General features: G+C 62.8%; 13 protein-coding genes. 10 read left to right on the top strand and 3 right to left on the bottom strand.

Annotation, left to right across the window (positions count from 1 at the left end):
* Position 1: 1 nt before the first annotated feature.
* Positions 2–4669 carry a dermonecrotic toxin domain-containing protein gene (locus tag OSW16_RS02115; protein WP_267820403.1) on the bottom strand — a complete coding sequence of 1556 codons (4668 nt, stop codon included), beginning with the start codon at positions 4667–4669 and terminating at the stop codon, positions 2–4.
* Positions 4670–4788: 119 nt separating this feature from the next.
* Complete coding sequence (locus OSW16_RS02110) at positions 4789–6714, bottom strand: BCCT family transporter (protein ID WP_418942225.1); 1926 nt, start codon at positions 6712–6714, stop codon at positions 4789–4791.
* Positions 6715–7268: 554 nt separating this feature from the next.
* Here OSW16_RS02110 and betI point away from each other — a divergent pair.
* The 7 genes from betI to trxC all read left to right on the top strand — a co-directional run bounded on the left by betI (position 7269) and on the right by trxC (position 18754).
* Positions 7269–7925, top strand: coding sequence for a transcriptional regulator BetI (betI, locus tag OSW16_RS02105; protein ID WP_267820401.1), 657 nt, complete (start codon positions 7269–7271; stop codon positions 7923–7925).
* A 38-nt stretch (positions 7926–7963) separates the two neighbouring features.
* The gene (gene betB / locus OSW16_RS02100; protein ID WP_241805159.1) at positions 7964–9436 is read left to right on the top strand and encodes a betaine-aldehyde dehydrogenase; all 1473 of its coding nucleotides are present in this window, start codon (positions 7964–7966) and stop codon (positions 9434–9436) included.
* Between the two features lie 149 nt (positions 9437–9585).
* Positions 9586–11277, top strand: coding sequence for a choline dehydrogenase (gene betA / locus OSW16_RS02095; RefSeq protein ID WP_267820399.1), 1692 nt, complete (start codon positions 9586–9588; stop codon positions 11275–11277).
* Positions 11278–11515: 238 nt separating this feature from the next.
* Positions 11516–13258, top strand: a complete 1743-nt coding sequence (locus tag OSW16_RS02090) for a potassium/proton antiporter (RefSeq protein WP_241805155.1) — start codon at positions 11516–11518, stop codon at positions 13256–13258.
* Between the two features lie 35 nt (positions 13259–13293).
* Positions 13294–16602, top strand: coding sequence for a mechanosensitive channel MscK (gene mscK / locus OSW16_RS02085; protein WP_267820397.1), 3309 nt, complete (start codon positions 13294–13296; stop codon positions 16600–16602).
* Between the two features lie 45 nt (positions 16603–16647).
* The gene (selO, locus tag OSW16_RS02080) at positions 16648–18108 is read left to right on the top strand and encodes a protein adenylyltransferase SelO (protein ID WP_267820395.1); all 1461 of its coding nucleotides are present in this window, start codon (positions 16648–16650) and stop codon (positions 18106–18108) included.
* A 211-nt stretch (positions 18109–18319) separates the two neighbouring features.
* Positions 18320–18754, top strand: a complete 435-nt coding sequence (trxC, locus tag OSW16_RS02075; RefSeq protein ID WP_241805152.1) for a thioredoxin TrxC — start codon at positions 18320–18322, stop codon at positions 18752–18754.
* Here the strand turns inward: trxC and OSW16_RS02070 are convergent.
* Entirely contained in the window at positions 18751–19524 is a 774-nt protein-coding gene (locus tag OSW16_RS02070; protein ID WP_267820393.1) for a ParA family protein, read from the bottom strand. The genes trxC and OSW16_RS02070 overlap by 4 nt on opposite strands.
* 312 nt (positions 19525–19836) lie before the next feature.
* Here OSW16_RS02070 and OSW16_RS02065 point away from each other — a divergent pair, with 312 nt between their 5' ends.
* From OSW16_RS02065 to OSW16_RS02055, 3 genes are read left to right on the top strand one after another with little or no spacing between them, the layout of a single operon-like run.
* Complete coding sequence (locus OSW16_RS02065) at positions 19837–20553, top strand: beta-ketoacyl synthase chain length factor (protein WP_267820392.1); 717 nt, start codon at positions 19837–19839, stop codon at positions 20551–20553.
* Positions 20529–21347 (top strand): lysophospholipid acyltransferase family protein, encoded by an 819-nt coding sequence (locus tag OSW16_RS02060; RefSeq protein ID WP_267820390.1) that lies wholly within the window; start codon positions 20529–20531, stop codon positions 21345–21347. Before OSW16_RS02065 ends, OSW16_RS02060 begins: the two co-directional genes overlap by 25 nt.
* The gene (locus tag OSW16_RS02055) at positions 21316–21588 is read left to right on the top strand and encodes a phosphopantetheine-binding protein (protein ID WP_241805147.1); all 273 of its coding nucleotides are present in this window, start codon (positions 21316–21318) and stop codon (positions 21586–21588) included. The genes OSW16_RS02060 and OSW16_RS02055 overlap by 32 nt, the downstream gene beginning before the upstream one ends.
* Position 21589 lies beyond the last annotated feature (1 nt).

Here is a 21589-nt window from a genome sequence, read left to right as displayed (position 1 = left end):
TTCAGTCGAAGGGGATCAGCCCCTCCACCTGGGTCAGGCGTAAATCTCCCCGGTAAATAGCGACCAGGTCTTCGCCGCTGGTCGCAGCCCGCAGTTGCGCCAGGCGTCCCAGTTTGCGCTGCGCCCACAGTTTCAGGTGCCCTTTGCTGAACTGCCGCCCCGGGGTGCCGATGTCCGGGTAGTGGAAGTGTGCCTCCCACAGCCCATCACCCTGAACCTGGCCGGCCCGCGGCTGGCGCCTGACCTCGTAGACATCCAGGTAATCACCTGCTGCCAATGCCTTGCGTGGCCCGGCGCGCTGGACAGTGACCTGGTGGTTGTCGAGCAGAAATTGCAGGCTGCGGGCGTCGGGGTGATCGGTGGACAGATAGATACCGGTCAACAGGTCGCGGCGGGTAGCCTGCAAGCGCTCGATACCCTCACCCAGACTTTCGAACAAGGCATCTTCGGGGCTCATCCTTGGCAACGTGCTCAGGGCATTGCGCATTTTGTCCAGGTGCCCGTCGATGACCGTGGCCAGACTGTTAGGCTGCTCTGCCTGAAAGAAGCTTCTGGCCAGCTTGGTGATCCGCTCGACCTCTGCAAGCAGGGCCTGTGCACGCTTGCGCGCCAGGCGAGGTTCCAGTGGGGAGAATGGCGGCTCTGACGCTGTAGGTTGCGGCGCATCCTCGACCCACTCGCCACCACGCTGGTGGAAGGTCTTGAGTACATGCTGGGTACGCTCATCGCGTTGCTGGACGAGGGCGACACCATCCACCTCGACTTCCTGAGCGAGCACCTTGCGCCCGCGGTGAGTCCTGACCAGCTGGCGCCGCCCACCGCGCGGGGCATAGACCGTCGGACGCGGTGGGGCAGGCTCGCTGAGTTCGTGCTCGCGCACTGCCTGGGCGAGGTCGCCTTGGGCAGCGCGCTGCAATCCGTGCAAGGTTTTCTTGTACAGTTGCAGCGACTCCTGCCTGATCGCCGCGCCGCCCACACTGCCCAGGTAGTCGGCCATTGCCGCAGCCTCCTCGTAGCCCTCCAGGATGCCGGTCAACACCTCGATCCGCTCGGCCAGCGACAGCTCGCTTCCCGCCAGGTCGCCATGCGCGTTGCCCGCGCTCTTCAGGCTGTCGCCGGCCAGGTAGTCGAGGTATTGCGATAACACCCGCTCCTCGACATCGGCCCGTCTTTCCAGGCTGGCTTCGGCCAGGTCTTGAAGCAGACGGAAATCAAGGTCGATGGCCGACAACCGCCGCGCCTCGATGGTGCTCTTGAGCTCGTGGCCTTTGTTGATGCGCGCTTGCGTGTCTTCGTTCCTGAACACGAACGTGTCGTCTTTGAGGGTTTCTTCGAGCAGCGTGTCCAGCAACCGGGACATGTCGACCAGATCCACCTCCCATTTGATGACCTGCTCCAAGGCAGAGCGAAATTGCAGGTACTGGCTGATCTCGGCCTCACTCTCTGGGTGGATGACAAGCTGCTGGGCGAGGTTTTCCAGGTCCTCTGCGTTGATGATCATGGCCATCTCGTTGTAGAAGATGGACATATTCTCGATCAGGCTCTGGCGGATCAGGCTGCGCTGCGCGGTGAGGGCGATGCTGTAGGCTGCATCGTCATGGCGCATGTTGTACAGGCTGTTGACCACTTGCTCATGCTTGAGTGAAGCCTCGACCACGCCTTTGACTTCGTAGATGACTTTCAGATTGATCTGCTTGCGCAGGCGCCGGGTCAATTCAAGCTCGCGCAGCGTCAACTCGTCCGGTTCAGTCACCGCTTCCAGCACCGCGATGCGCTCGTCCTTCTCATTGAGCAGGTCGCGATGCCTGTTCAGGGTTTCGGCCAGCGCATTGTGATGGCGGGCCAATTCAGCTTCTTCGTTCTTGAGTTGTTCGGCTTTCTTGCGGTTCTCCTCTTTCAAGGCTTCAAGGCGGCTGCGTGGCATGCCGCCACGCAAGCGCAAACCACGATCTACACGCCATTGGCCGTGCTCGAACGCCAACCAGGGCCCCATGGCACCGTCGGCACCGACCATACGCAGGCCTTGCTCCTCAAAGGTGGCCCGGTATACCCCATCACCCAGCGTGAGGTAGTAGTGCTCACCCACGCGGTACAACCCGCGGCCAGGCCCCTCTGCAAGCGGTTCCAGGCCTTCCAGCGATTGCTCGACGCGCAGGCCGAACACCACGGTGCGCTGCTGCGGCGACAGCACATTGAACCCCTGAGTGCCGCGCCAGGAAAAATCCAGCCGGGTCGAGCCATGTTGCGCCAGCACTCCCGGCGCAGCGACCTTGCCTTGTACGGGCGCCACCAGTGCTTCTGCATCACCCAATGCGGGCATTGCGCTCCGGCGGGGAAGGTTGCGTACAGGCTCGCCCAGGGGGAACTGCGGTAAACGCAAATGCATCAAGGCCATGCAAGCATTGAGCAACACGTCGACCACAGCGGTACTGCGCTCGAACGCACTGCCATCGCGCAAGGCCGACAGGTCGTTGTGCAACCCGGCAATGGCCTGGACCAGCCAGGCAACGCTGGCAACAGGCCCACGCAAGATCAACGTCACCACATCGAACAACAGCCAGGCCCCCTGAACGAGAATCGCCCAGCGACTCTCGGCGTTGGAAACCGACTCGCGGTCAGCCAACTCAACCAACAGGTCGCGATTGGCCTTGTACAGTCTTGCATCGACCTCATCACGCCAGAACTGCGCTGCAAATGTTGGCGGGTACCCTCGCGCAGGCAGTAGCTGGCTGTCCAGGATAGGCCCTGACCAATGCGGCTCGTAGAAGCCGCCATAGGCGTAGACGGCACGCGAGGCCGACGGCATCCACGCAAGGATGCTGTCCTGCAATGGCCCGGGCCTGCGGATTGCGTCCATCATCAGGTCCAGGCTGGCAAACTCCAGCAGAGGCTTTGCGCTGTACAGCGGCCGATACAGCAAAACCCGTGCAGGCTCCGTGGCGAACAGGACATACATGCCACTGACGGAATCGGGCTCGACCTCGCCCGCCCCGCGCTTGAAGGCCAGCGGCATCAACATCAGCGCTGGCAATTGCGGGTCAAGGTAGCCATGGCAAAAGTCTGTAACGCACTGCAAGCCGGCGTCGCTCAGCTCGCCCTGCATGCGGGCATAGAGCGCGCTGAACAGCAGTGAACACCGCCATTCACGGCCAAAGCGTTTGATCCGCTCGGGTTGTGTAGCGGGGTCGTCCAGCTTCTGCGCGACGTAAACGGGGTAGTGCTTGCCGATGTCGACCCGCTGCACCAGCGACTTGACGTAGTCGACGTTCATCCAGTCCATGATCAACTGGTTTTCACAATGGGTGATGCCGGTAAGCTGCGCGTTATGAAGCGACCAGAGATTACCGATGGCGAACTCGGTCAAGCTCATGCTGTGGGGTTCAGTCGTCCAACCACCCGGCCCGACGCCAGCACCACCGGGCGAGCCGACATGGGTGGGCAGGTGCAGGAGCAGATCATCCGGGAAATAATTGGCTTCGAGCGGAAAATCGGCAAGCATCAGCGTGCGCAACTCCCGCCGGGTGAAACTGCGCAAATCGAGCACATCATCGAGCGCCCCAACGCCTTCGGACTGAGCCTGCGCCAACGCCAGTTCGAACACGCCCCGCTGATAGGCAAAACCATTCGCCGCACTGCCATGGCGCAGGCCTGGTGGCAGCGGGATCTGTGCATCACTGGCCTGGCCGTAACCTTCGATGAACCAGCGCGCGGGGTCACTCAGGGCAGCAAAGCCCCTTTCAAGCAACGAACCCTCTGGCAACGCGGCATAACGCAAACGTGCGATGTCATCGAGCATGATCTCCAGCAACAGGCTGCTTTGCTGGGCAAAAACGTCGCCTTCGAGCTCATAGCGGTGCCATACCATGGCCTTGAAGCGCTGATGCTCAGCAAGCTCGGCCCTTAACGCTTCAGCAAACAGATCGAGCGAGTCAAATGCCTTCACCAGGCTGGAGGGGGCGCACCACAAAAACACTTTGCGCTCGTCCCACTCGCCACTGACCAGCAGGTTGGGCAGCCACTGAACATCGTTATCGAGTTGCACCTGGACCAGAAATACCGCAGGTGTGGCGCCGTGACTCTTCAGCAGGCTCAGCAAGCACTGACGTTGCTGTTGGTCCAGCCCCTGCAGTGGCAAATTGTGCAACAACGCCCTCTTGAGCAGGTGCTGCAGCCACAGGTCACGGCTTACGCCCTGACTGCCTGGCGCCTTCCAGAAATCGACCTGCGCTTGGCAGAAGCGGTCCGCGAGCATGAGCAGCAGGTCATCCAGCGCAGCCATTTGGGCGCCGATTGAGATCGTCCCGAACGGCAACGGGTTACCCGCCTGGTCACGCAGGAACCATGGCTCCCGGACCGCCAGCAGGAAATCCCCACCATTAGCCCCCAACGACGCCAGTGGCTGACGGGCGTGCAATGCTTCAAGCATGACCTCCAACAGTGGCCGGGGTGTCCAGGCATCGTAGGTCTGTGGGCCGGACGCAATTTGGGCAGGAATGTTGAGTATGAGCGCTTCGGCATCGGGCAGCCCGGCACCCGCCAGCGCGGCATGCCAGGGGACCAGCAATTCGAGAACCTGCTGGCTCAGAACGCTACGCAAGGTGGGACGATCGAGAAACTCGGCAGCGACTGACCGACGAAAATCAGGAACAGCACTTGGCTGGATGGGCATGGGCGGCTTCCTCGCGGCAAATGGAGCGCAAGGATGTGCCAAGGGGCTGGGTACGCTGCGTTACATAAAGCTGTAGCCCTTGCGCGGCCAGGCATCCGGCCGCGCAAGGGCTAGCCGCGTCAGCTGTACACGCGGCCCAGCAACTGTCGATGGCTCTCGAACTGGTCCAGTACATCACGCACGATCTGCTCGGGCGCGAAGCCCATCAGGTCGTACTCCTGGCTGCCATCGTGCAGGTACACTTCGGCGCGATAGAAGCGCTGGCGCACCTCGGGCTCGCCTTCGACCGGCGCCTCGCTCGGTGCGGCCATGTAACCGTCCAGGCTCACTTCGTAAACGAAAGGGTTGCCCTCTTCCATCATCACCCGCAGGCCCATCATGTTGCGCGATTGGCCAACACGGCTCTCGACATCGAAGCCCAGGGTGCGCAGCTGTTCGGCCGCCTCTTTGAGGGCCGGGCTGACTTGCTTGTCCATGAAGCGCTGCACCACAGCCTGGGTCGGTTGCAGCTCAAGCTGGCTCAAGCGCTCGCTGAAACCGCGGCGGCCGCGGGCAGCCAGCTCGGCACGCTCCTGCTCCACGGCAACGTCCTGCTTCATGGCCTTGTACAGGCCGAACATGAACAGCACCAGCACCACCGAGAACGGCAGGCCCGCCAGCACCACCATGGTCTGCATGGCTTCGAAGTTACCGGCGAACAGCAGGCCGATGGTGACCAGGGTGATGATCACCGACCAGAACACCACCATCCAGTGCGGGGCATCTTCGTCGACCTTGCCACCTTTGCATGACAGGTTGGCCATCATCACCGCGCCGGAGTCGGCCGGGGTAAGGAACAGCACGAAGCCGACGAACACCGCCACACCGATCACGATCTTGGCGGCTGGGAAATATTCCAGCAGCTGGTAGATCGACATCGACGGCTGCTCCAGCGCGGTCTTGCCCAGCTCCACAGCGCCCTGGTTGATCACCAGGTCAAGCGCGGTATTACCGAAGATCGACAACCAGGCCAGGGTGAAGCCCAACGGAATCAGCAGTACGCCGCAGACCAGTTGGCGCACGGTACGGCCCTTGGAGATCCGGGCAATGAACATGCCCACGAACGGGCCCCAGGAGATCCACCACGCCCAGTAGAACACGGTCCACAGGCCCAACCAACGCTCAGATTTGCCGGCCTCGCCTTCGTAGACATAAAGGTCGAAGGTCTTCAGCACGATGCCGTTGAGGTAGTCGCCGACGTTCTGCACTAGGCCGTTGAGCAGGTGCAGGGTCTCGCCGCCCAGCAGCACGAAGATCAGCAAGCCACTGAACAGCATGATGTTCAGGTTGGACAGGCGGCGAATGCCGTTTTCCACACCCGACACCGCGGCCACCGTGGCCACCCCGGCCATGACCAGAATCACCACCAGCAGGTTGGTCTGGCTATGGTCCATGCCGAACAGGTATTCAAGGCCCGAAGACACCTGCATCGCGCCGATCCCGAGGTTGGTCACCAGGCCCAGCAAGGTGACGAACATGCCGAAGATGTCCACGGCATTACCGGCGGCCCCTCTGACCCAACGCTCACCGACCAGCGGATACAGGGCCGAGCGCAGTGCCAGCGGCTGGTTGTGGCGGTAGGCGAAGTAGCCTACGGCCAGCCCGACCAGGGCGTAGATCGCCCAGCCATGCAGCCCCCAGTGCAGGAAGGTCAGTTGCAGGCCCTGGCGCGCGGCCTCGAGGCTGGCAGGGGTGCCTTCCGGCGGATTGAAGTAGTGGTCCAGCGGCTCAGAGGCGCCGAAGTACAGCAGCGAGATACCGATACCGGAGGAGAACAGCATGCCGGCCCAGGCCCCGTAGCTGAAGTCGGGCTGGTCATCCTTGCCGCCAAGCTTGAGCTTGCCGTAGTCGGAGAACGCCAGGTAAACGACGAACAGCAGGTAACCGCAGATCACCAGCATGTAGTACCAGCCGAAGGTGCGTGTCAGCCACTTCTGGGCCACGCCCAGTACCTGACCGGCGGTTTCGGGAACAGCGATAAGCAAGGCAGTCAGAACGAGGATCATCAGCGCGGAGGTGTAAAACACCACGCGATTGACCCGTACCCTCTCGGCGGGGGGTTTGGTAAGGGAGGCAGAACTCATTGCACGAATGCTCCGGGCAGTGCGGCTGTGGAGGCTAATCAGTCTTTTCCCGAGCAATTGGTGGAATACCCCCACTGCATCAGGTGTTATAAAAGCATCTTGGAAACCGTGATCCCGAATAGAAACGTTGCAAAACCAGACAGGTGGTCTGCGCAAATGCCTCGCCAAATCAGTTGGCTGCGCGCATTCGTCACAGAGCACCCCGCCCGCTCCAAGGGCCTGCCGCAGGCGCATGGCCGTTGAGCAGAATCTGCATTTCGCATCGCTAATACCCGTCAACACCTTGTAATACGGGGGTTACGCGATTTCCTGGGGTGTCAATCCGTGCCACCGAAACAGCCTTGGAAGCTGTCAATGGCACAAATTGTCGCAGAGCTTATTCTTTATTGATTGAACGTTCAATCAAAACAAAATAGACTGGTCCTCGCCGAGTCAGCCGCACGTTGTCTGCTCGTCAGGCCTGAGGAGATAGCAAGATGCCCAAGGTCGGTATGCAACCCATCCGCCGCCAGCAATTGATCGAAGCGACGCTGCAAGCAGTCGATCAGGTCGGCCTGGGAGATGCCAGCATTGCGCTGATTGCCCGTTTGGCCGGTGTGTCGAACGGCATCATCAGTCACTACTTTCAGGACAAGAACGGCCTGATCGCGGCGACGATGCGCCACATCATGAACATGCTCAACGAGGGCGTGATCGCCCGTCGCCAGGCACTGACCGACGACAGCCCGCGAGCCCACCTGAGGGTGATCATCGATGGCAACTTCGATGCCAGCCAGGTGAATGGCCCGGCAATGAAAACCTGGTTGGCCTTCTGGGCCTCCAGCATGCACCAGCCGTCCTTGCACAGGTTGCAGCGGATCAACGATCACCGCCTGTATTCCAACCTGTGCTGCCAGTTCCGCCGCGCCATGCCGCTCGATGAAGCGCGCACCGCCGCCCGCGGCCTGGCTGCCTTGATCGACGGGCTGTGGCTGCGTGGAGCGCTGTCGGGCGATGCCTTCGACACCAGCCAGGCGATACAGATCGCTTACGAATACCTGGAACTACAACTGGCTAAACAGAAGCGCCCGGACATGCAACCACCGGCCTCTGAAAAAATGCGCACAGCCCTTGCCCAGCCGGCCGGAGCGTGACGCGAAAGCCACTCACACACTGCACTTGCGAGGACACTATGGCCCGTTTCGGAACGCAAAAACTCTACATCGACGGCGGTTATGTCGACGCTGGCAGCGATGCCACCTTCGAAGCCATCAACCCGGCGACCGGCGAAGTTCTGGCCCACGTCCAGCGCGCCACTGAGGCCGACGTCGAGAAAGCCGTCGAAAGCGCCGAGCGCGGTCAGAAAGTCTGGGCCGCGATGACTGCCATGCAGCGTTCGCGCATCCTGCGCCGTGCCGTCGACATCCTGCGTGAGCGCAACGACGAGCTGGCCATGCTGGAAACCCTGGACACCGGCAAGTCGTACTCCGAAACCCGCTATGTCGACATCGTCACCGGCGCCGACGTACTGGAATACTACGCAGGCCTGGTACCGGCCATCGAAGGCGAGCAGATTCCGCTGCGTGAAAGCTCGTTCGTCTACACCCGCCGCGAGCCGCTGGGCGTGACCGTCGGTATCGGCGCCTGGAACTACCCGATCCAGATCGCCCTGTGGAAGTCCGCCCCGGCCCTGGCCGCCGGCAACGCGATGATCTTCAAGCCTTCGGAAGTCACCTCGCTGACCACCCTGAAGCTGGCCGAGATCTACACCGAAGCCGGCCTGCCGGACGGCGTGTTCAACGTCCTGACCGGCAGCGGCCGCGAAGTCGGCACCTGGCTGACCGAACACCCGCGCATCGAGAAAGTCTCTTTCACCGGCGGCACCACCACCGGCAAGAAGGTCATGGCCAGCGCTTCGAGCTCCTCGCTCAAGGAAGTCACCATGGAGCTGGGCGGCAAGTCGCCGCTGATCATCTGCGCCGATGCCGACCTGGACAAGGCCGCCGACATCGCCATGATGGCCAACTTCTACAGCTCCGGCCAGGTCTGCACCAACGGCACCCGCGTGTTCATTCCAGCCCAGATGAAAGCGGCCTTCGAAGCCAAGATCGCCGAGCGCGTTGCCCGCATTCGCGCCGGCAACCCGGAAGACGAAAACACCAACTTCGGCCCGCTGGTCAGCTTCCAGCACATGGAAAGCGTGCTGGGCTACATCGCCAAGGGCAAGCAGGAAGGTGCCCGCGTGCTGTGTGGCGGCGAGCGCCTGACCGAAGGTGATTTCGCCAAGGGCGCCTTCGTGGCCCCGACCGTGTTCACCGATTGCACCGACGACATGACCATCGTCAAGGAAGAAATCTTTGGCCCGGTGATGAGCATCCTCACCTACGAAACCGAAGAAGAAGTCATCCGCCGCGCCAATGACACCGAATACGGCCTGGCCGCAGGCGTGTGCACCAACGACATCACCCGCGCCCACCGCATCATCCACAAGCTCGAAGCCGGCATCTGCTGGATCAACGCCTGGGGTGAATCGCCGGCCGAAATGCCGGTCGGTGGCTACAAGCAGTCGGGCGTCGGCCGTGAAAACGGCGTCAGCTCGCTGGCTCAGTACACGCGCATCAAGTCGGTTCAGGTCGAACTGGGCGGCTACGCGTCGGTCTTCTGACAAACAGCGGCAAGCTGCAAGCTGCAAGAAAGAGCCGGTCGGCGTAACGCCACCGGCCCTTGCAGGCTCATCCATCCGCGAGTTTCCCACGGCTGCTTTTACTTACAGTTTGCCGTTTGAAGCTCGCAGCTGCTTCCGGAGGAAGCCCCATGGAATACGATTACATCATCGTTGGTGCCGGCTCGGCCGGTAACACCCTGGCCACTCGCCTGACCGAAGACGCCGCCGTCACCGTACTGCTGCTGGAAGCCGGTGGCCCCGACTACCGCCTGGATTTCCGCACCCAGATGCCGGCTGCCCTGGCATTCCCGCTGCAGGGCCGCCGCTACAACTGGGCCTACGAGACCGACCCGGAGCCGCACATGGACGGCCGCCGCATGGAATGTGGCCGCGGCAAGGGCCTGGGTGGTTCCTCGCTGATCAACGGCATGTGCTACATCCGCGGTAACGCCATGGACTTCGACGGCTGGGCCAAGCTGCCAGGCCTGGAAGACTGGGCTTACCTGGACTGCCTGCCGTACTTCCGCAAGGCAGAAACCCGTGACATCGGCCCCAACGACTACCACGGCGGCGAAGGCCCGCTCAGCGTTGCCACCCCCAAAGCGGGCAACAACCCGCTGTTCAACGCCATGGTCGAGGCCGGCGTACAGGCCGGTTACCCACGCACGGAAGACCTGAACGGCTACCAGCAGGAAGGCTTCGGCCCGATGGACCGTTCGGTGACCAAGAACGGCCGCCGCTCCAGCACCGCCCGCGGCTACCTGGACCAGGCCAAGAAGCGCCCGAACCTGACCATCGTCACCCACGCCCTGAGCGATCGCGTGCTGTTCGAAGGCAAGCGCGCCGTTGGCGTGACCTACCTGGTCGGCGACAGCGAAGAGCGCGTCGAAGCCCGTGCGCGCAAGGAAGTCATCGTCAGCTCCGGCGCCATCGCCTCGCCGCAGCTGCTGCAGCGCTCCGGCGTCGGCCCGCGGGCCCTGCTGGAAAGCCTCGACATCCCGGTCGTGCACGACCTGCCGGGCGTCGGCGAAAACCTGCAGGATCACCTTGAGTTGTACTTGCAGTACGCCTGCACCCAGCCGGTGTCGCTGTACCCGTCGTTGCTGTGGTGGAACCAGCCGGCCATCGGTGCCGAGTGGCTGTTCAAGGGCACCGGCATCGGCGCCAGCAACCAGTTCGAGGCAGGCGGCTTTATCCGTACTCGCCCTGAATTCGAATGGCCGAACATCCAGTACCACTTCCTGCCGGTCGCGATTAACTACAACGGCTCCAATGGCGTGAAGGAACACGGTTTCCAGGCGCACATGGGCTCGATGCGCTCGCCTAGCCGTGGCCGCGTCCAGGCCAAGTCCAAGGACCCGCGCCAGCACCCGAGCATCCTGTTCAACTACATGGCCACCGAGCAGGACTGGCAGGAGTTCCGTGACGGTATCCGGCTGACGCGCGAAATCATGGCCCAGCCAGCGCTGGACCCCTACCGTGGCCGTGAAATCAGCCCTGGCGCGCACGTGCAGACGGACGAAGAACTGGACAAGTTCATCCGCGAGCACGCCGAAACCGCCTTCCACCCGTCCTGCTCGTGCAAGATGGGGACCGACGAGATGGCGGTGGTCGATGGCGAAGGCCGCGTGCACGGTATGCAGGGCCTGCGTGTGGTGGATGCGTCGATCATGCCGATCATCATCACCGGCAACCTCAACGCCACCACCATCATGATCGCCGAGAAAATCTCGGACAAGATACGCAACCGCAAGCCGCTGCCGCGCAGCACTGCCAAGTACTACGTGGCCAACGGTGCGCCGGTCAAGGGCAAGCCGATGCGTGAAGTGAAGCAGGCCTGACCTGCCCCCACTTGCGCCTTCAGCGGCAATACCGCCGCCCCCTGCGGAAGCCGGCTTGCCGGCGCTGAGGCGCGCAGGCGCAACGCAAGAAAAGGCACTCTTCGGGGTGCCTTTTCTACATCTGCAGAAACGCTTTACATGCTGCCAATTCATCAGGTTAGAATCGATTGGCACGCGACCTGCTAGTTCTTCAAAGCTATCGAGTCCTCTTCCCCGCGTTATCCCGGAGTACCTGCCTTTGGATGCAAGCACCATCAACAGCCTGTTCTTGATCGGCGCATTGCTGGTGGGCGCAAGTATCCTGGTCAGCTCGCTGTCGTCGCGCCTTGGCATTCCAATCCTGGTCATCATCCTCGCGGTCGGCATGCTCGCCGGCGTGGACGGGGGCGGCATCATCTTCAACAACTACCCGACCGCCTACCTGGTGGGCAACCTGGCGCTGGCGGTGATCCTGCTCGACGGCGGCCTGCGCACGCGGGTAGCGAGCTTCCGCGTGGCCCTGTGGCCGGCATTGTCGCTGGCCACCATCGGCGTGATGATCACCACTGCCCTCACCGGCCTGGTCGCGGCCTGGCTGTTTGACCTGAGCCTCATCCAGGGCCTGCTGATCGGTGCCATCGTCGGCTCCACCGACGCCGCAGCAGTGTTCTCACTGCTTGGCGGCAAAGGCCTGAACGAACGGGTCACGGCGACGCTGGAAATCGAATCGGGCAGCAACGATCCCATGGCCGTGTTCCTCACCGTCACCCTGATCGAGATGATCGCCAGCAGCCAGACCGGCCTGCACTGGAGCCTGCTGGGGCACTTGCTGCGCGAATTCGGCATCGGTGGCCTGTTGGGCCTGGGCGGTGGCTGGCTGATGCTGCAACTGGTCAACCGGATCAACCTGGCCGGCGGCCTCTACCCGATTCTGGTCATCGCTGGCGGTTTGGCGGTGTTCTCGCTGACCAACGCCCTGCACGGCAGCGGCTTCCTTGCCGTTTACCTGTGCGGCCTGGTGCTGGGCAACAAACCCATCCGCAGCCGCCACGGCATCCTGCACATGCTCGACGGCATGGCCTGGCTCGCTCAGATCGGCATGTTCCTGGTGCTGGGGCTGCTGGTCACACCCCATGACCTGCTGCCGATCGCCCTGCCCGCACTGGGCCTGGCGCTGTGGATGATCCTGATCGCGCGGCCGCTGTCGGTGGTGGCCGCACTGCTGCCGTTCAAGGCCTTCCATGGCCGCGAGAAAGCCTTCATTTCCTGGGTCGGCCTGCGTGGCGCGGTACCCATCATCCTGGCGGTGTTCCCGCTGATGGCGGGGCTACCTGACGCGCAACTGTTCTTCAACCTGGCATTCTTCATCGTGCTGGTATCGCTGCTGGTGCAGGGCACCAGCCTGCCGTGGATGGCCAAGCTGTTGAAAGTCACGGTACCACCGGACCCGGCACCGATCTCGCGGTCCGCCCTCGAAGTGCACGTTACCAGCGAGTGGGAGTTGTTCGTCTATCGCCTGGGCGCGGAGAAGTGGTGCATCGGTGCCGCCCTGCGCGAATTGAAGATGCCCGAGGGCACCCGTATTGCCGCACTGTTCCGTGGCGAACAGTTATTGCACCCCTCCGGCAGTACCGTGCTCGAAGTCGGCGACATGCTGTGCGTGATCGGCCACGAACACAACCTGCCAGCATTGGGCAAGCTGTTCAGCCAGGCCCCGCAACGCGGCCTGGACCTGCGCTTTTTCGGCGATTTCGTGCTCGAAGGCGATGCCGAACTGGGCGCGGTGGCAGCCCTTTACGGCCTGAAACTCGACGGCCTGGACGCGAAAATGCCACTGGCGCAGTTCATCCGACAGAAGGTCGGGGGCGCTCCAGTAGTGGGCGATCAGGTGGAATGGCACGGCACGATCTGGACCGTGGCGACCATGGACGGGAACAAGATCCAGAAAGTGGGCGTCAGATTCCCCGAAGGAACGCGACCCGGACCAGGATTGTTCCTCTAAACTTCGTTTCTGCATGATCCATAAGTAGTCTGCCTATGTCCCTGCGCGTGTACCTTCGCACAGCCCTGCTCGGGCTGTGCCTGTCCCTGCCGTTCGCCGCTGCTGCAGCCGAAGCTCCGAGCGCTGCCAGCATCCAGAACAGCCTCGACAAGATCGCCGAACGCAAACTGCCGGAGGCCGATCAGAAGGCCTTGCAGCAGGTGCTCGAACAAACCCTGAGCCTGCTTGCCAACAAGGAAGATAGCGAGAAGAAGCTTGCCGAGCTCAAGCAACAGCTGGCTGGCGCGCCCAAAGAGACCAGCGACAGCCAGAAAGAACTGGCCAAGCTCAAAGCCAGCAAGCCACAACCGGTGGCTCAACGCTACGCCAGCCTGAGCGTGCCGCAGCTCGAGCAGATGCTCAGCGAACGCAACACGCTGCAGGGTGAGCTGCAAAAAGCGCTGTCCGATGCCAACAGCCTGATCATCAATTCCCAGACCCGCCCCGAGCGCGCCCAGGCCGAGATCAGCAACAACCAGACACGCAGCCAGCAAATCAACACCATCCTCAAGAGCGGCAAGGATGGCGGCAAATCGATCAATGCCGACCAGCGCAACCAACTGAGTGCCGAACTGGCCTCGCTCAATGCCCTGACCCTGCTGCGCCGCCAGGAACTGGCCGGCAACGGCCTGCTGCAAGACCTGGGCAACGCCCGCCACGACCTGCTGATCGAACGCACCGCACGTCTGGAACAGGAAATCCAGGACCTGCAGACGCTGATCAACGAGAAGCGTCTGGCCCAGTCCCAGCAAACCGTAACCCAACAGTCGATCGAAGCGCAGAAGGCTGGCGGCAGCAGCCTGCTGGCCAGCGAAAGCGCAGCCAACCTCAAGCTTTCCGACTACCTGCTCAAAAGCACCGACCGCCTCAACGAATTGACCCAGCAGAACCTGCGCACCAAACAGCAGCTCGACAGCCTGACCCAGGCCGATCAAGCCCTGGACGAGCAGATCAGCGTGCTCAAGGGCAGCCTGTTGCTGTCGAAGATCCTCTACAAGCAGAAGCAGGCCCTGCCGCACCTGAAGCTTGACCGTGACCTGGCGGACCAGATCGCTGACATCCGTCTGTACCAGTTCGAGATCAACCAGCAGCGCGAGCAGATGAGCAGCCCGGTGACCTATGTCGACAAACTGCTGGCCAACCAGCCGCAGCAAGACGTCACCCCAGCCTTGCGCAAGGCCCTGCTGGAGGTAGCGATCACCCGCAGCGACCTGCTTGAACGCCTTAACCGCGAGCTGTCGGCGCTGCTCAACGAATCGATCACCCTGCAGCTCAACCAGAAGCAGTTGCTCAGCACCGCGCAAGGCCTGCGCACCACGCTCGACGAGCAGATGTTCTGGATCCCGAGCAACAAGCCGCTGGACTGGGACTGGTTGAAGACGGTGCCGGAGCGCTTTGCCAAACAGGTCTCAGACCTGCCCTGGGGCTCTGGCCTGAAGGAGCTGGGCGACGGGCTGAGTCAGCGCCCATTGCTTTTCCTGCCATTGCTGCTGGTGATCGGTGCCCTGCTGTGGCGCCGCAAATACCTCTACCAACGGCTGAACAAGGTGCACCAGGATATCGGCCATTTCCGCCGTGACAGCCAGTGGCACACGCCCCAGGCGATCCTGATCAACATTCTCCTGGCGATGCCAGTGAGCCTGGGCCTTGCCCTGTGCAGCTATGCCCTGCAGATCGACGCCCGTGGGCAAAACGCCAACCTTGGCTCCGCGCTCTGGCAACTGGCCCAGGCCTGGCTCGTGTTCTACACCGCCTACCGCATTCTCGCCCCAGGGGGGGTGGCGGAAATCCACTTCCGCTGGCACAAACCGCAAGTCGAGTTCCTGCGCGGCTGGGTGCGCCGGCTGGGTACCGTCGTGCTGGCGCTGGTCGGCGTGGTGGCAGTGGCCGAGCACCAGCCGTCGGCACTGGCCGACGATGTGCTGGGCATCGGCGTTGTACTGACCTGTTACGCACTCATGGCCTGGCTGCTCAGCCGCCTGCTGCTGAGCAGCCCCGCGCACCGCGACGCTTCGCTGTTCCGCCGGGCCGTCGGGCTGGCCTTCACGGCGTTGCCCATCGCCTTGTTCGTTGCGGTCTGCTTTGGCTATTACTACACCGCACTGAAGCTCACCGACCGGCTGATCTACACCCTTTACCTGCTGATGTTCTGGTTGGTGATCGAGGCCGCATTCGTACGTGGCCTATCGGTCGCCGCGCGGCGCCTGGCCTACCAGCGTGCGCTGAGCAAGCGCGCGGCCGCCAAGGAAGGCCTGGACGGCGAAGTCATCACCGAAGAGCCGACGCTGGACATCGAGCAGGTCAACCAGCAGTCGTTGCGCCTGATCCGCCTGGCCTTGCTCGGTGGCTTCATTGCCGGCCTGTACTGGGTGTGGGCGGACTTGATCACGGTGTTCGCCTACCTCAACAACTTCACCCTGTACGAATACACCAGCGGCACCGGCACGGCCGCCAGCATGGTACCGATCAGCCTCGGCGACCTGCTCGGTGCGCTGGTGATCGTCGGGATCACCTTCGCCCTGGCCGGCAACTTGCCGGGCTTGCTGGAGGTGCTGGTGCTGTCGCGGCTGAACCTGGCCCAAGGCAGCGCCTACGCCACCACCACGCTGCTGTCGTACACCATCGTCGGTATAGGTATCGTCAGTACCCTGTCGACCCTCGGCGTGAGCTGGGACAAGCTGCAGTGGCTGGTGGCAGCGCTGTCGGTCGGGCTGGGTTTCGGCATGCAGGAGATCTTCGCCAACTTCATCTCCGGCATCATGATCCTGTTCGAACGCCCGGTGCGCATCGGCGACACCATCACCATCGGCAACCTGTCCGGCACCGTGAGCAAGATCCGCATCCGCGCCACTACCATTACCGACTTCGACCGCAAGGACATCATCGTCCCCAACAAGACCTTCATCACCGGCCAACTGATCAACTGGTCGCTGACCGACACGGTGACCCGCGTCACGCTGAAACTGGGCATCGACTACGGCTCCGACCTGGACCTGGTGCGCGACCTGCTGCTCAAGGGCGCCCACGACAATCCACGGGTGCTCAAAGACCCGGAACCGCTGGTGTATTTCCTCAACTTCGGCGAGAGCTCGCTGGACCACGAACTGCGCATGCACGTACGCGACCTGGGCGACCGCAACCCGACGCTGGACGAGATCAACCGCTACATCAACCGTGAGTTCAAGGCGCACAACATCAAGATCTCCGTACGCCAGGTCGAGGTATTCCTGATGGACACCCAGGGCGGCAAGCAGCAGCTGATTCCCGTGGAACAACCAAAACCCGATGGCACTGCGCCGGCCTGATACGGCTCGAATGCTTTATTCTGTGCTGAACCCTAGGAGCAGCCCGTGAAAGCCCTCGACCAACTCACCTTCGACAACCGCTTCGCCCGCCTGGGCGATGCGTTTTCCACCCAGGTCCTGCCCGAGCCCATCGCAGAGCCGCGCCTGGTCGTGGCAAGCGAGTCGGCCATGGGCTTGCTCGACCTCGACCCGGCCCAGGCCGACCTGCCGGTGTTCGCCGAGCTGTTCAGCGGCCATAAACTCTGGGAAGAGGCCGACCCACGGGCGATGGTCTATTCAGGCCATCAATTCGGCTCGTACAACCCGCGCCTGGGTGATGGCCGCGGGCTGCTACTGGCCGAAGTGCTCAACGAGGCGGGCGAGCACTGGGACCTGCACCTCAAGGGTGCCGGCCAGACCCCTTACTCGCGCATGGGCGATGGCCGGGCGGTGCTGCGTTCGTCGATTCGCGAGTTTCTCGCCTCCGAAGCCCTGCACGCCCTGGGCATCCCCAGCAGCCGCGCGCTGTGCGTGATCGGTTCCAGTACCCCGGTATGGCGTGAAACCCGCGAGAGCGCCGCCATGCTCACACGGCTGGCACAGAGCCACGTGCGCTTTGGCCATTTCGAGTACTTCTACTACACCAAGCAGCCTGAGCAACAGCGGGTGTTGATCGACCACGTACTGACGCAGCATTACCCCGAATGCCGCGAGGCCGAGCAACCGTACCTGGCCATGTTCCGCACCATCGTCGAGCGCAACGCCGAGCTGATTGCACGCTGGCAGGCCTATGGCTTCTGCCATGGGGTGATGAACACCGACAACATGTCGATCCTGGGCATCACCTTCGATTTCGGCCCCTTCGCCTTCCTCGACGACTTCGACGCCAACTTCATCTGCAACCATTCCGATGATCGCGGCCGCTACAGCTACGCCAACCAGGTGCCGATCGCCCACTGGAACCTCAGCGCGCTGGCCCAGGCCCTGACCACGGTGATTGAGGTCGAGCCCCTCAAGCAAGCGCTGGCGTTGTTCCTGCCGCTGTACCAGGCGCACTACCTGGACCTGATGCGCCGGCGCCTGGGCCTGACCACGGCTGAGGACGAGGACATGGCGCTGGTCGAGCGCCTGCTGCAGCGCATGCAGAGCGGGGGAGTGGACTACAACCTGTTCTTCCGCAGGCTGGGCGAGCAGCCGGTGGCCGAGGCACTCAAGGACGTACGCGACGACTTCATCGACCTGGCAGGCTTCGATGCCTGGGGCGCAGCCTATCTGGCCCGTTGTGAGCGTGAAGCCGGTAATGGCGATGGGCGCCGCGAGCGCATGCACGCGGTGAACCCGCTGTACGTGCTGCGCAACTACCTGGCGCAAAAAGCCATCGAAGCCGCCGAGGCCGGTGACTACAGTGAAGTGCGGCGGCTGCATCAGGTGCTGAGCACGCCGTTCGAGGAACAAGCCGGAATGCAGGCCTACGCCGAACGGCCGCCAGCGTGGGGCAAACTCCTGGAAATCAGCTGCTCCTCCTGATGGCTGGCCGCAGTCCCCCATCGCCAGCAAGCCGGCAGTCCAACGACTGTCGCCGCTCCCGTGGGAGCCGGCTTGCCGGCGATCACCGGCGAAGCCGGTGCCATGCACCGCTGAGCCTGCAAGCCAGTTGCTTCACAGCCCCCTGGCCTCAGGTCCTGGGCGAAACCGGTGGCCGGCGACAGGGCCTGACCAAACACCACAAGGAAACCACATGTCCGACTCGTTGCTAATCCCCTGCCCCCACTGCGACGGCCTCAACCGCCTGCCTGCCACCCGCCTGGGCGATGCGCCTAAATGCGGCCGCTGCAAACAGCAGGTGCTGTTGGGCCAGTCGTTCGAACTCAACGAACGCAACTACGCCAGCCAGATCAAAGGCGACCTGCCGCTGCTGATCGACGTCTGGGCCGACTGGTGCGGCCCCTGCAAGTCCTTCGCCCCCACCTTCGAACAGGCCGCCCGCCAACTCGAGGGGCGCTGCCGCCTGGCCAAGCTCGACAGCGAAGCCAACCGTACCCTTGCTGGCCAGTTGGGTATCCGTTCGATTCCCAGCCTGATCCTGTTCAAGAACGGCCGCGAAGTCAGCCGCCAGGCGGGCGCGTTTCCACTGCAGTCGCTGCTGGAGTGGCTACGCAGCCAAGGGATTTAAGCGTTTTCTTCGAGCAGCGAGTGCAGCTCGACAAACTGTTGGGTCAGCTTGTGCCGTGGCTCCAGGTGAATCAGCGGTAAGCTGGCGTGGTGCGACTCGCGCATCTTCACCGAACTGCTCAGGTATATCGGCAATACCGGCAGCCCTTCGGCCAGCAGTTCGTCGAGCATTTGCTGGGGCAGGCTGGCGCGGGACTGGAACTGGTTGACGACAATGCCTTCGACCACCAGCTCTTCGTTATGGTCATCCTTCAACTCTTCGATCTCAGCCAGCAGCCCGTACAGCGCCTGGCGCGAAAAACTGTCGCAGTCGAAGGGGATCAGCACGCGATCTGCCGCAATCAGCGCAGATACCGCATAGAAGTTGAGTGCAGGCGGGGTATCGATGTAGATCCGCTCGTAATCCTCGTCGAGCTCGTCGAGCAACTTACGCAGCTTGTTGATCTTGTGCTTGGCCTCGAGCTTGGGCTGCAAATCGGCCAGCTCCGCGGTGGCGGTGACCACATGCAGGTTGTCGAACGGGGTTTCGTAGATATCGACCTTGTTCTTCTTGCTGAACGGCCCGCTGGAGAGGCTTTGCTTGAAGAAGTCGGCGATACCCATGGGGATGTCTTCGCCGGTGAGGCCGGTCAGGTACTGAGTCGAGTTGGCCTGGGCATCCAGGTCGATCAGCAGGGTCCGATAGCCGTCGCTGGCGCTGACCGCAGCCAGGTTGCAAGCGATGCTCGACTTGCCCACGCCACCTTTCTGATTGAACACCACGCGCCGCATGAGAGACCTCCGTGTATCAACGAATGCCCGAGTATGTGGCGCTCGCTCGGCGTTGACCAGCATTCTTCATTCAAGTTGTGCACCTCCCGACCGACAACCTTGCCCTGACCGATTGTCGGAAACCGCGTACATGGCGATCAGCGTATGTCATGTCCAGACGAAGGCAATGTCTGATTGAACCACTATGCATTGATACATGACCCCGGCACCGGGATAATGCGCGCCACTCGATGAATGCGCCAACCCTGGCAGGTCGTTACGCCGAGTCATTCCCTCGGCATGGAAGTCCCTCAGGGCGGGAAACAAAGCACCGTGATCACCTTCGACATCAGCCAATGGCGCGCGTGGGCCCCTGGCCTCTCGACACACGCCGACTGGCAATTATGGGCAAATGGCCATCAGCCGCCACGCAGCGATGCGCAGGCGCCTGACGTGAGCTTCCTGCCCGCCATGCAACGCCGTCGCCTCAGCCACCTGGCGCGCATGGCCTTTGCCGTGGGTTGGCCATTGGCCGAGGGCCACGAGCAGTTGCCACTGGTGTTCGTATCGCGCCACGGTGAAACGCCCCGCACCTTTTCGATTCTCAGCGAGCTGGCCGCACGCCAGCCGCTGTCGCCCACCCAGTTCAGCCTGTCGGTGCACAACGCGGTCATCGGCCTGTGGTCGATCCTGCGCGGCTCGACCAGCGAAATGACCGCCCTGGCGGCCGCGGGCGACGGCTTCGAGCAAGGCGTGCTGGAGGCGGCGGCACTGCTGGCAGAGGGTGCACCCGCCGTGCTGTTGATCGTCACCGAGGAACTGCCCCCCGAGGCCTACAGCCCTTGGATCGACGACGTGCCCTTCGCCTACGCCCTGGGCCTGCTGCTGACCCCTGGCCAGCAATGGCAACTCGCGCCCGGGCAGGCGTTGGCAACACCTCCCGTGGAATTGCCTCACGGCCTCAGCTGGCTCAAAGCCATGCTGACTGGCTGCACTTCCTTCACTCACACCTGGAATCGTCGTACATGGAACTGGCAACGACAGCCGTGAGCCGGCCACGCGACGCTTACTATTGGCGTCTGCTGGCCACCGCCGCGAGCTTCTTTCTGTTCGGCCTGGGCGGTTTGTGCCTGCGCCTGCTGGTCTTTCCGCTGCTGGCCTGCCTGCCAGGCGGTGCCGAACGCCATCGCCGGCGCGCGCGGCGCACCATCAGTTGGCTGTTCTGGCGTTTCGTGCGGTTCATGCACGCCACCGGCGTGCTGACTTACCAGATCGACGGCGCCGAGCGCCTCGGCCGTCCGGGGCAGATGATCATCGCCAACCACCCGTCGCTGATCGACGTGGTGTTCCTCATTGGCCTGGTGCGTCAGGCCAACTGCGTGGTCAAGCAGAGCCTGTTCGACAACCCATTCACCCGCGGTCCGGTCAGCGAAGCCCAGTACATCGGCAACGACGGCAGCCTGGACATGCTCGACACCGCCGTGGAGTCGCTGCGCCAGGGCCAGCCACTGGTGATCTTCCCCGAAGGCACGCGCACCTCCCCCGGCCAGGCGCCGGCCTTTCATCGTGGCGCCGCCGCAATCGCCCTGCGCGGTGCGAAGATCATCACCCCGGTGACCATCCAGGTCAGCCCCACCACGCTGACCAAGAATGAACCCTGGTACCGCATTCCCAGCCGCCGCGTGCACTTTACCCTCAAGGTCGGCGCCGATATCGATCCTCAGGCCTTCGCCGCCCTGGGCCCCGCCCCCAAGGCATCGCGGCTGCTCAACGACCATCTGCACCACTACTTCATCAAGGAGCTCGCCGCCAATGAGCGTGCCACAGCAAGACCTGAACCGTGACCTCAAACAGCTGATCATCGACGCCCTGGGCCTGGAAGACATCAGCGTTCAGGACATCGACGATGAACAACCCCTGTTCGGCGAAGGCCTGGGCCTGGACTCGGTAGACGCACTGGAACTCGGCCTGGCGATCCAGAAGCGCTACGGCTTCAAGATCGACGCCGATGCCAAGGACACCCGCAACCACTTCAGCAACGTCGCCACGCTGGCGGCATTCGTCACCGCCCGTCAGGCCGCCTGAG

Origin of the sequence: Pseudomonas putida (genome assembly GCF_026625125.1) — a bacterium.
Classification (GTDB): Bacteria; Pseudomonadota; Gammaproteobacteria; order Pseudomonadales; family Pseudomonadaceae; genus Aquipseudomonas; species Aquipseudomonas putida_X.
Note: the sequence above shows the minus strand (reverse complement) of the source record. Positions and strands in the feature narration are given on the sequence as shown.

Coding starts and splice junctions, on each gene's coding strand:
- OSW16_RS02110 (WP_418942225.1), bottom strand. CDS start 6,714: ATGATCCTCGTTCTGACTGCCTTGCTTATCGCTGTTCCCGAAACCGCC.
- trxC (WP_241805152.1), top strand. CDS start 18,320: ATGTCCGACTCGTTGCTAATCCCCTGCCCCCACTGCGACGGCCTCAAC.
- OSW16_RS02060 (WP_267820390.1), top strand. CDS start 20,529: ATGGAACTGGCAACGACAGCCGTGAGCCGGCCACGCGACGCTTACTAT.
- OSW16_RS02070 (WP_267820393.1), bottom strand. CDS start 19,524: ATGCGGCGCGTGGTGTTCAATCAGAAAGGTGGCGTGGGCAAGTCGAGC.
- OSW16_RS02115 (WP_267820403.1), bottom strand. CDS start 4,669: ATGCCCATCCAGCCAAGTGCTGTTCCTGATTTTCGTCGGTCAGTCGCT.
- betA (WP_267820399.1), top strand. CDS start 9,586: ATGGAATACGATTACATCATCGTTGGTGCCGGCTCGGCCGGTAACACC.
- OSW16_RS02055 (WP_241805147.1), top strand. CDS start 21,316: ATGAGCGTGCCACAGCAAGACCTGAACCGTGACCTCAAACAGCTGATC.
- betI (WP_267820401.1), top strand. CDS start 7,269: ATGCCCAAGGTCGGTATGCAACCCATCCGCCGCCAGCAATTGATCGAA.
- betB (WP_241805159.1), top strand. CDS start 7,964: ATGGCCCGTTTCGGAACGCAAAAACTCTACATCGACGGCGGTTATGTC.
- mscK (WP_267820397.1), top strand. CDS start 13,294: ATGTCCCTGCGCGTGTACCTTCGCACAGCCCTGCTCGGGCTGTGCCTG.